Raw genomic sequence first — 10,296 nt, forward strand, 5'->3', positions numbered from 1 at the left:
CCTCCCCATTCTTAGGGGGAGGGGACAGGGGTGGGGGTCAGCTCGCACCGGCTCGGCGGCTAAGCGCTATCCCCGCCTCCGCCAGCATCCGATCCACGTCCACCGTCTGCCCCGACGCGATCGAGGCGTTCGCCGCGATGCCGGTAAGGATCGACCACGCCCCCTCCTTATGCGTCGAGGCGCGGTTGTAGCGATCCGGCTCCATGCTCTCGGGCTCGAACAGATAGCCCAGCATCACCGGGTCGGCGCCGCCATGGTCGCCGTGGCCGGCCCAGACGTCGATCGCTTCCGGCAAGCCGCCGGCGAGATGCAGCGTCGTCGTCATCGCGTCTTCCTGCGCCTTGTCGCGCACCCCGCCGAACACCCCATGCACTTCGACATGCCGGTGCGTCAGCTCGCCCTTGGTGCCGTGGAACTTGATCTCGAGGCCTTCCCAGGGGCTGTAGGCGCACAGCGTATAGTTGAGGAACACGTCGTTGGCGTATTTCACCTGCACCTGCATGGTGTCTTCGATAGTGATGTCATCGGCGAACACGCACTTGTCGCGCAGGTAGCCGTCGTCGTCCTCGGCATCGAGGTAGAGCTCGCGCAGCGCCGGATCGCCGGCAAGGTCGAGCCGATACTCGCATTGGTCGAACACCGGGCAGTCGTGGCAACGCTCGCCATGTGCGCCGAGCCCGAGCTCCTCGGCCATCTCCGGCGTGTAGAACACCCGCTTGCCATTGGCGCTGACGGTCTTGGGGGTCGAGGCGACCCACCAGTTCATCAGGTCGAAATGGTGGGTGGATTTGTGCACCAGGAGGCCGCCGGATTTCTCCTTGTAGCGGTGCCAGCGGCGGAAATAATCGGCGCCGTGCACCCGGTCGAGATACCAGCGGAAATCCACCGCGGTGATCTCGCCGATGACGCCACTCATCAACAGGTCTTTGAGCTGCGTGCGAGCTGGCGTGTAACGATAGTTGAAGGTGACGGTAAGCCGCTTGCCGCTCTGCTGCTGCGCCTCGAGCACGGCGCGCAGCTTTGCCAGATCCACCGTCATCGGCTTTTCGGTCATCACGTTACGCCCGGCCTTCAGCGCCGCGACGATATATTCGTGATGCAGGTAATCCGGTGTGGTGACGATCACCGTGTCGGGCTGCTGCTCGGCGATCATCCGCTCGAAATCAGCCGCCTCGTAAGTGGCGATGCCGTTGCCCTTTTTGGGGATCTTGCCGGCCGAAAGCGCCAGCCGGGTCTCGTTCACGTCGCACAGGGCGACCAGGTCGTTGCCTTCCGCATGCGTCTGGGTGATCGCCCTGCGGAACATGGCATGGCGCCCGCCGACGCCGACTATCGCGTACTTCACTGGGGGTGTCCTCGTCGGGTGTTATGCAACCCGGGGTCCTCCAGCGGGTCGCCCCGAAATAATTCACCGTCTGGTTACTTAGTCAACCCGACCTTAAGGGGGGAGGGATGGGGTGGTGCAGTTGAGCCACGAAGGTTCCACACCCACCGGCGTCATTCCCGATCCCTTGGTATCGTGGCTTTCCCCTCATCCGGCGCTACGCGCCACCTCCGGACGAGGGCTACGCCCTCGTCCCGCGACCCCGACGGGGAGAAGAATCCGGAGAGCACGGCGATCACCTCTGTTCCCACGGTGAAGGCCATTGGGCCTTCACCGGACCCCGTCGGGGAGAGGGTGGATCGGCCGTTAGGCCGAGACGGGTGAGGGGTGGAGGGCACAGACTATCCTTCCCGCCGCGCCCGTGTGACGCCCTTCGCGGGGATGACGCCGGTGGGAAAGCAGAGGGCCGCCCAATGGGCGGCCCTCGCTCAAATCAGTAGGTGGCGCGGCCACCGCTCAGGTCGAACACCGAAGCGGTGGTAAAACTGTTCTCCTTCGACACCAGCCAGGCCACCATGTTCGCGGCTTCCTCGACTTCGAGGAAGCGGCCGCGCGGGATGCGGCTCAGCATATAGTCGATGAATTCGGGCTTCAGCTCGTCGAGAATGCGGGTCTTGGCCGTCGCGGGGGTGATGACGTTGATGGCGATGTCGTACTTCGCCACTTCCTTGCCCACCGCCTTGGTCATGCCGATGACGCCGGCCTTGGCTGCGGCATAGGCCGAAGCGTTCGGGTTGCCCTCCTTGCCGGCGATCGACGCGATGTTGACGATGCGGCCGAAATTTCGGGCCTTCATGCCCGGCAGCACGGCGCGGTTGACGTAGAACGCGCCGTTCAAGTCGATGTCGATGACCCGGCGCCATTCGTCGAGCTCGTATTCGTCCAGCGGGGCGTTCTTGCCGGCGATGCCGGCCGAGTGGACGAGGATATCGAGCTTGCCGAGCTTGCCTTCGACTTCCGCCACCGCGGCGGCGACGGCGTCGTAATTGGTGATGTTGACCGCAACGGTCGACGCGGCGGCGCCGAGCTCGGCCTTGGCGCTCGCCAACAGGTCGGCATTCATGTCCCACAGGCTGACCTTGGCGCCGGAGGCAACCAGGCGCTTGGCAATGGCGAAGCCGATGCCCTGCGCACCGCCGGTGATGACGGCCACCTGGCCGTTGAGATCAATCTGGTTCATGAAACTCTCTTATTAGGTCAGGCGAACGGCTGTAAGAGACCGCGATCAGCTATTTCCATACCGAAGCCCGGCGCGCTACTGACCTTTAGTCGACCGTTCTGCGGCAGGTCTTCGCCGGTGAACAGCTTGCCGAAGATCGGGCGGATCGAGCGCCCGTCAGGACTGGCCGCCACATATTCGCACAGCGACTGCGCCGGCTGGCTGGCGATGAACTGGTACGAGTACGGCCCCGAGCCATGCGGAATGACCGGGATATCGTAGGCCGCCGCTTGCGCCGCGATCTGTAAGAGCGCGGTCAGCCCGCCCACCCACATCACGTCGGGCTGCAGCACGTCGATGGTGCGCTCCTCGATCAGCCGGCGGAAGCCATAGCGGGTATACTCGTGCTCGCCGGTGGTCCACTTGAGGGTCGGATGCGCCTGTTTCAACAGCCGGAACCCCTCGATATCGTCGGGGTGCAGCACCTCTTCCCACCAGTAGATGTCGAGGTGTCTGGTCTTTTCGGCGAGGCGGATGGCATAGGGCACGGTCAGCGCCATGTAGCAATCGACCATCAGCGGGAAGTCCGGCCCCACCCGCGCGCGCTGCGCGGTGAGGAATTCGATGTTCTTAATGAGCCCGGCTTCGCCGTCGAAATGGCTATGCGGCAGCGGCACCTTGGCGCCCCAGAAACCCAGCTGCTTCACCGCATCGGGCGCCGGGCCGGTGCAGTAAAAGCTGATCTCGTCATGGCACTTGCCGCCGATCAGGTTGTAGACCGGCTCGCCGCGGAGCTTGCCGACAAGGTCCCACAGCGCCAGGTCGACCACCGAGATGGTGGCAATCGGCATCCCCTTACGACCATAGGGCATCGAGGCCCGGAACATCTGGTCCCAGATCTTCGACGTATTGCGCGCGTCCTCGCCGATAAGGAAGCGGGTGAAGTGGTTGGCCACCAGCCAGGCCGCCGGCGGGCCGCCGAAGCCGGTGGCGACACCGGTGACGCCGGCCTCGCTCTCGATCTCGACGACGATCGATCCCATCACCCCGATGCCCCAGGATTGGCGCGACGCCTTGTATTGCTCGTAACCCGACATCGGGTTGGCAATCAGCGTGTCGATCAGCCAATGGCCGCGCCCCTGCTGGAAATAGTCGCCGCCATCTCCTTCGCTCGTAACGAGCGAAACGCGCACGGCCTTGATAGTGAAGTCGGACATGGAAAACGGCCGATCGGCAAAGGTATCAGGGAAGATCAGGCGAGGTGGAAGACCTGCCGGAGCTCGACGACATGCGGCGTGCCATCGTCATTATAGTCCATGATGTCGTCCATGAACTTCCACCAGCGCTTGTTGATCTCGGTTTTGGGGAGATCAGCCATCGTGTGGTCGGCAGTGCGCACCAGCGTCGCGAACAGCTCGTCGGTCTTCGGATCGTGCCAGATCGAGTAGTCGGAGACGCCGGCGTCGCGCAGCGCCTGGCTGAGCTCGGGCCAGATCTCGTCGTGGCGTTTGGTGTATTCGGCGACCTTGCCGGGATGCACCTTCATGCGGAAGGCGATGCGCTCGGACATCTTATCTCTCCTATTGCAGGTTGACGTAGAGCCCGCCATCGACCAGCAGCGCCGCGCCGGTAACGTAGGAGGCCATGTCGGAAGCGAGGAAGGCGACGACCTTGGCCACATCCTCAGGTTCGCCGAAGCGGCCGAGCGGGATGCGGTTATTGAGGTATTCGCGCTTCTTGGGGTCGGACCAATCGTCCTTGTTGATGTCGGTGGCGATGGCGCCCGGCATCACCGAGTTGCAGCGGATGCCATAGGGTCCGAGCACGATGGCCACCGACTGCATCAGCGAATGCACCCCCGCCTTGGTCGGGGTGTAATGCGTCTGCATGGCGCCGCCGACCAGCGCCGAGATCGACGAGGTGGCGACAATCGCGCCACCTGTGCCCTGGTCCTTCATCCGGTTCGCCGCCGCCTGCACCGCGTAGAACGCCCCGTTGAGGTTGACCCCCACCACCTGCTGCAGCAGCGCCGGCGGCATGTCGAGAAAGGCATGAAACGGGCAGATTCCGGCGTTGGAGGCAAGAATGTCGACGCCGCCGAACGCGGCGACCGCTGCCTGCACCAGGTCGGCGCTGACCTGCGGGTCGGCGATATCGCCTTCGACTGCGATGGCCCGGCGCCCCAGCGCTTCGATCTCGGCCACCGTCTCGTCATGCGCGGTGTCGCGGGCAAAGCTCTGGTCGGCGCCGGCGAAGTAGTTGATCACCACATCGGCGCCCTGCCGGGCGAGTTCCACCGAAATGCCGCGGCCGATGCCGCGCGAGCCGCCGGTGACGATGGCGCGCTTACCTTCAAGCAACATGGCTAAAACTCACCCTTGGCCTGCATCACTTCGAGCGTCGAGCGATGGACGCTAAGCAGGTGCGCCTGCATCGCCGCTTCCGCCGCCGCCGCATCGCGCGCCTCGAGCGCCGCGACGATCACCCGGTGCTCGGCCAGCGAGCGCTCCAGCACATTGGGGGTTTCGGCAGCGATCCGCCGGTACTCCATGCCGAGCACGTAAAGCGAGTGCGAGATGGTGACGAGGAAGGTGTTGCCGGTCGCCGCTGCAATGGTCTCGTGAAACTCAGTATCGGCCAGCCGGAAGCCAAGGGAATCGTTGGTGAGGTGCACCTGCGCCTCGACCAGCTTGTGGAGCTTGGCCAATTGCGCATCGGTGATCAGCCCGGTGGCCATTCGGGCGATGGAGCCGTCGATCATTCGCCGGCTCTCGTAGAGCGCGCCGAGGTTCTGGCTGTCGAGCGTGATGAGGAACTGCAGCGGGCCCAACAGGTCCGAGGCCTCGAGCCCGGTGACATAGATGCCGCCGCCCTGCCGCATCTTCAGGACGCCGAGGATCTGCAGCCCGCGCAAGGCTTCGCGCAGGCTCGGCCGGCTGACTTGCATATAGGTGGCGAGTTCGCGTTCCGGCGGCAGCTGGTCCCCCGGCTTCAGCGCCTTGGTCCGCACCATCTCCAGCAAGCGTTTCGCTACCTGCTCGGCGACGGAACTGCTGCGTTCAATCGGCGCATAGGACTCAACCGCGATCATCACTCACCCAGGGCGCGATTGCGCAACTGATCCAGACTCACCGCGAGCATCAGGACGACGCCGCGCGTCACATCCTGCCAGAAGCTCGATACGTTGAGCAGGGTCAAGCCATTGTTGAGCGTGCCCAGGATCAGCACGGCCAGGAGCGTGCCCCACACCGAGCCGCGCCCGCCATTGAGACTGGTGCCACCCAGGATGATGGCGGCGATGACGGTGAGCAGCTGCGAGCCCGCGGCGTTCGGGCCGGCCGCCCCCAGCATGGCACCGAGGATGGTGCCGGCAACGGCGCCGGCCAGTGCCGAGATGACGTAGAGCACGATCACCGTGCGTTCGACTGGAATGCCGATCAGCCGCGATGCTTCGGCATTGCCGCCCGCCGCATAGATGAAGCGGCCGAACTTGGTCTTGGTCATCACCAGCCATAAGGCGAAGAAGGTGACCACCATGATGATCAGCGGGATCGGGATCGAGAACACCCGCTCATTGCCGATCCAGTTGAAGCCGGGGATCATCAGCGGCCTGGTGAGGCCGCCGGTCAGCACCAGCGCAATGCCCGAAACGATGCTCATCATCCCGAGCGTCGTGATCAGCGGGTTGAGCTTCAGCCGCGTGGTGAAGAGCCCGTTGGCGACGCCGATGGCTGCGGCAAGCGCCAGCGCCAGCCCGACCGCCACCCAGACCGGCACCCCGAGCCCGACGAGGAGCGAGATCATCACCCCGGTCAGCCCGGCGATCGCCGCCACCGACAGGTCGAGCCCGCCGGCAATGATCAGCGGCGTGCCCGCTGCCGCCATCAGCCCGATATAGGCGACGTTGAGCCCGATCTGCAGCATGTTGCGGGTGTTGAAGAAGAACGGCGACAGGATCGAGAACACCGCGATCAGGATCAGGTAGAACACCAGCAGCATGGCGACGCCCGACCAGGGCTTGGCCAGCAGTTCCATGAACCGGCGCTTCAGCGACGGGGCGGCGGCAGCGGTCTCAGTGGTGGTGGCCATGGCGATCCTTCAGGCAGTTTGGGTTTCGGCCGTGGCGGCCATCAGGGCAGCAGGCGTGACCCCGCGCGAAAATTCTTCGACGACGCGGCCGCGGTCGAGCACCAGCGAGCGATCGGAAATGCCGGCAACTTCCTCGACGTCGGAGGAGAGGATGATCACCGCGTAACCCTTGGCGGTCAGCTCGCGCAGCTTGCCGTAGATCTCGCGCCGCGCCCCGATATCGACGCCGCGCGTCGGCTCCTCGAGGATCAGGAGCTTCACCCCCTCGACCAGCCAACGGGCGAGGCACACCTTCTGCTGGTTGCCGCCCGACAGGGTCCTGAGCTTTTGCTCCGGCCCGCGGGTGCGGATGCCGAGGTCGCGGATCCAGTTCTGCGCGTGCCCGGTCTCGGCCTCGGTCGAAACGAACAGCCCGCGGGTGAAGCGGTTCTGGAACGGCAGCGCGATGTTCTCGCGCACCGTCAGGTCGGCGATGATGCCTTCCTTCTTCCGCTCGGCAGCAACGAAGCCGATGCCGGCCTCCTTGCCGTGCTGCGGCGTCGACGGCCGGTAGGGTCGCCCATCGAGCGTCACCTGGCCGCTGCGCTCGCTATGCACCGCGCCATAGAGCGCCCGGCCCAGCACTTCGACGCCGGAGCCGACCAGCCCGAAAATCCCGAGGATCTCGCCCGAGCGCACCGCAAAGCTCACATCGGCGATCTTGCCGCGCACCCCGAAACCTTCGACCTTCAGCACGTCGGTGCCGGGCGGCGGGGGAGGTTCGGTCGGATAGAGATCGCCGGCGGTAGCGCCGATCATGGCGGCCAGCACTGCCGCCTTGTTGGTGTCGCGGGTGACGAAATCGCCGGCATTGCGGCCGTCGCGCAGCACCACGATGCGATCGGAAATCTCGAACACCTCGCTCATGTAGTGCGAGATATAGACCACCGAGACCCGCTGCTGTTTCAGCCGGCGGATGATGGCGAACAGCAGCTCCGCCTCCTGCTCGGTGAGCGCGGCGGTCGGCTCGTCCATGATCAGGATGCGCGCCTGCCCGGCAATGGCACGGGCGATCTCGACGATGCGCTGTTCGGCCACCGACAGGCGCTTGACGTCCTGGTGCGTATCGAGCGCTTCGAAACCCAGTTGGGCGAGGAGTTCCGTGGCACGGATATGGATGGTCTTGTAGTCGACCTGCTTGAAGCCGAAGCCCGGCTTCATCGGCAGATCGCCGAGCAGGATATTCTCGCCGACGCTGAGGTCGGGCATGACCGAGATTTCCTGCGGCAGTAGCTTCACCCCGGCCGCGATCGCGTCAGCGGGCTTGCCGAACACCACCGCCTGCCCATCGACTTCGACGATCCCGGCATCGCGGCTGTAGAGCCCGGTGAGGATCTTCACCAGCGTCGATTTGCCGGCGCCGTTCGAGCCGAGCAATGCGACGACCTCACCCGCTTCGAGCGTCAGCTCGACATTGCTGAGCACCGGGACGCCGCCGAAGGACTTGTCGATGCCGCGCATCGAAAGCCGTGCTGTGCTGGACATACGATAACCTGCCGGAAAAAGGTCGGGACGGCGGCTGATGCCACCGTCCCAAGTCAGGGTCAGTTGGTCGGGATCAGGTTGAGCGAATCCTGCAGCTCGGGGAGCTTGCGGATCTCCTCGAGGTGGGCCTTGTAGGCGTCCTCGGGCAGCTCGAAGGTGATCGCATCCGGCGTCGCCGAGCAGGCGAAGTCCTTGTAGAACTCGCAGACATTGCCGTCGGTGACCATGTAGTGGGTCATCAGCACGGTATCCGGGACTTCTTTGCCGGCCAGCTCCATCAGCGCCAGCGGCACTAGGAAGTTGCCGTAGCGCTCGGGGAAATAACCCACCGAGGCGACAAAGGCCGGCTCGTCGATCAGCGTCTGGATTTCGTCGGCGCCCATGCCGACGACGATCAGGTCAGCCTCGCGGCCCGCCTGCTTGACGGCGCGCAGCATGCCGGTCGCTGCCTGGTCGTTGATTGCCGTCACCATGATCGGCACGCCCTCGGGAATCCGCCCGATGACGTTGTTCATCTGGGTGAAGCTCTCTTCGAGCGTGTTCTTGGTGTCGATCTTGATGACCTGTGCATCGGCAAACTCACCGACTGCACCCTTGAAGCCGGCCACCTGGCCGTTGGTGCGCATCGCCGGCACGGCGCCCGACTGCGGCAGCTCGCCGACCACCAGGTAGCCGGTCTTCACCTTGTCGGCGCCGAACTTCTGGATCGCTGCCTGCCCGAGATAGGCCCCGCCCATGAAGCCCGACTTCGGGTTGTTGGCGCCGAAGAAAGTGGCGCCCGGCATCGGGATGTCGATGGCGATGACCTTGGTATTGGCCTCGTTCATCTTCTGCATGATGGTGGCGCCGAAATTCGCATCGGTCTGGAATTCGATGACGAAGTCGACATTGCGCTGCAGGAAGCTCTCGGCATTGGCCAGCGCCGTGGCGCCGTCGAGCCGGTTATCGACGATCTGCAGGTCGATGCCCGCGGCCTCGGCATTGGCGACGATGCCCTGCTCCACCTTGAGGCAGAACGAGATATCGCGCTGCAGGTTGGCAAAGCCGATGGTCAGCTTCTGACCGTTGCGCGGCGCATTGGCGGCGATCGCGTCAACCACCATCGCGGCGAGCTGCTCGGCGCTCACCATGTTGCCGTCGAAACTGGACGGATCGAAGCCGTGGAAATCCTCGGCGAAGGCGGCGCCCGACATAAGGGCCGCCGTCAGCCCGGCGATCGCCGCCAGGCGCAGACTCTTCAGTCGCATGTTCTCTCTCCCTTGTATTGGACAATTGGTCAGTCCAATTATCCAAGCTCATATCGCGTCCGTTTTCCGGGCGCAAGCCAGTTCTGGCTATTTGGTCAGACCAATCATGCGTTGACCGCTCCTCGCGCTTGACCGTACGGCTAGCGAAAATGGGAGGTCCGAATGGCAGATCAGGCGTCCGCACCGTTGTCGGTGCTGGCTTATGGCGATTCCAACACCTGGGGCGCCGTGCCCCAGCCCTATCGTGGCGCCGGTGGCCGCTTCGGCGTCACCCAGCGCTGGCCGCGCATCATGCAGGCGGCGCTCGGCGCCGGCGTCAGCGTCTTCGAAGAGGGGCTCAACGGCCGCACCACCTGCGTCGACGATCCGATCGAAGGCGAGATCCGCAACGGCGAGCGCTACCTGCCGGTGTCGCTGATCACCCATATGCCGCTCGACCTGGTGATCATCATGCTGGGCACCAACGACCTGAAGGCGCGGCTGTCGATGACTGCCGGCGATATCGCCGATGGCGCCGGCAAACTCGCCGACCTGGTGCGCCGCTCCACTACCGGCCCCGACGGCCTCGCGCCCGAAGTGCTGCTGGTGTCGCCTGCCCCGCTGGCGAAGCTCACCTGGCTCACCGAAATGTTCGAAGCCGGCAGCGCCAAATCGCAGAAATTCGCCGCCGAATACGCCCGCGTCGCCAAGGCCTATGGCGTGCACTTCTTCGACGCCGGCAGCGTCATCGCCTCGAGCGACGACGACGGCATCCACCTCGACGCCGACGCGCACCGGACGCTCGGCCTGGCACTGGCTGGGGAAGTTCGGCGGATTTTGGAGATTTAGCTCGAACTCTAGCTCCCCTCCCCCTTGAGGGGAGGGGCGGGGGGTGGGGGTCCATCGGTGATCAC

Annotated in this window: 10 protein-coding genes; 1 reads left to right on the forward strand and 9 read right to left on the reverse strand. The window is 64.8% G+C overall.

Annotated elements, in window-relative coordinates:
• Positions 1-37: 37 nt before the first annotated feature.
• The 9 genes from VW23_RS26740 to VW23_RS26780 all read right to left on the reverse strand — a co-directional run bounded on the left by VW23_RS26740 (position 38) and on the right by VW23_RS26780 (position 9,403).
• Positions 38-1,345: a Gfo/Idh/MocA family protein gene (locus VW23_RS26740; protein ID WP_069912518.1), complete on the reverse strand. Its 1,308-nt coding sequence runs from the start codon at positions 1,343-1,345 to the stop codon at positions 38-40.
• Between the two features lie 472 nt (positions 1,346-1,817).
• Positions 1,818-2,564 carry an SDR family NAD(P)-dependent oxidoreductase gene (locus VW23_RS26745; RefSeq protein WP_069912519.1) on the reverse strand — a complete coding sequence of 249 codons (747 nt, stop codon included), beginning with the start codon at positions 2,562-2,564 and terminating at the stop codon, positions 1,818-1,820.
• Positions 2,565-2,581: 17 nt separating this feature from the next.
• Positions 2,582-3,760, reverse strand: coding sequence for an L-rhamnonate dehydratase (rhmD, locus tag VW23_RS26750; RefSeq protein ID WP_069912520.1), 1,179 nt, complete (start codon positions 3,758-3,760; stop codon positions 2,582-2,584).
• Between the two features lie 35 nt (positions 3,761-3,795).
• Entirely contained in the window at positions 3,796-4,113 is a 318-nt protein-coding gene (gene rhaM, locus VW23_RS26755; protein ID WP_069912521.1) for an L-rhamnose mutarotase, read from the reverse strand.
• Positions 4,114-4,123: 10 nt separating this feature from the next.
• Complete coding sequence (gene lra1 / locus VW23_RS26760) at positions 4,124-4,906, reverse strand: L-rhamnose 1-dehydrogenase Lra1 (RefSeq protein ID WP_069912522.1); 783 nt, start codon at positions 4,904-4,906, stop codon at positions 4,124-4,126.
• Between the two features lie 2 nt (positions 4,907-4,908).
• Positions 4,909-5,634, reverse strand: a complete 726-nt coding sequence (locus tag VW23_RS26765) for a FadR/GntR family transcriptional regulator (protein ID WP_069912523.1) — start codon at positions 5,632-5,634, stop codon at positions 4,909-4,911.
• Positions 5,634-6,632, reverse strand: coding sequence for an ABC transporter permease (locus VW23_RS26770; protein ID WP_069912524.1), 999 nt, complete (start codon positions 6,630-6,632; stop codon positions 5,634-5,636). Before VW23_RS26770 ends, VW23_RS26765 begins: the two co-directional genes overlap by 1 nt.
• A 9-nt stretch (positions 6,633-6,641) precedes the next feature.
• Positions 6,642-8,156, reverse strand: coding sequence for a sugar ABC transporter ATP-binding protein (locus tag VW23_RS26775; RefSeq protein WP_069912525.1), 1,515 nt, complete (start codon positions 8,154-8,156; stop codon positions 6,642-6,644).
• Between the two features lie 59 nt (positions 8,157-8,215).
• Positions 8,216-9,403: a sugar ABC transporter substrate-binding protein gene (locus VW23_RS26780; RefSeq protein ID WP_069912526.1), complete on the reverse strand. Its 1,188-nt coding sequence runs from the start codon at positions 9,401-9,403 to the stop codon at positions 8,216-8,218.
• Between the two features lie 162 nt (positions 9,404-9,565).
• On the opposite strand from VW23_RS26780, the gene VW23_RS26785 reads away from it, so the two are divergent.
• Entirely contained in the window at positions 9,566-10,231 is a 666-nt protein-coding gene (locus VW23_RS26785) for an SGNH/GDSL hydrolase family protein (RefSeq protein ID WP_069912527.1), read from the forward strand.
• Positions 10,232-10,296: the final 65 nt, after the last annotated feature.

Source organism: Devosia insulae DS-56 (genome assembly GCF_000970465.2).
In the GTDB taxonomy this organism is placed as follows: domain Bacteria; phylum Pseudomonadota; class Alphaproteobacteria; order Rhizobiales; family Devosiaceae; genus Devosia_A; species Devosia_A insulae.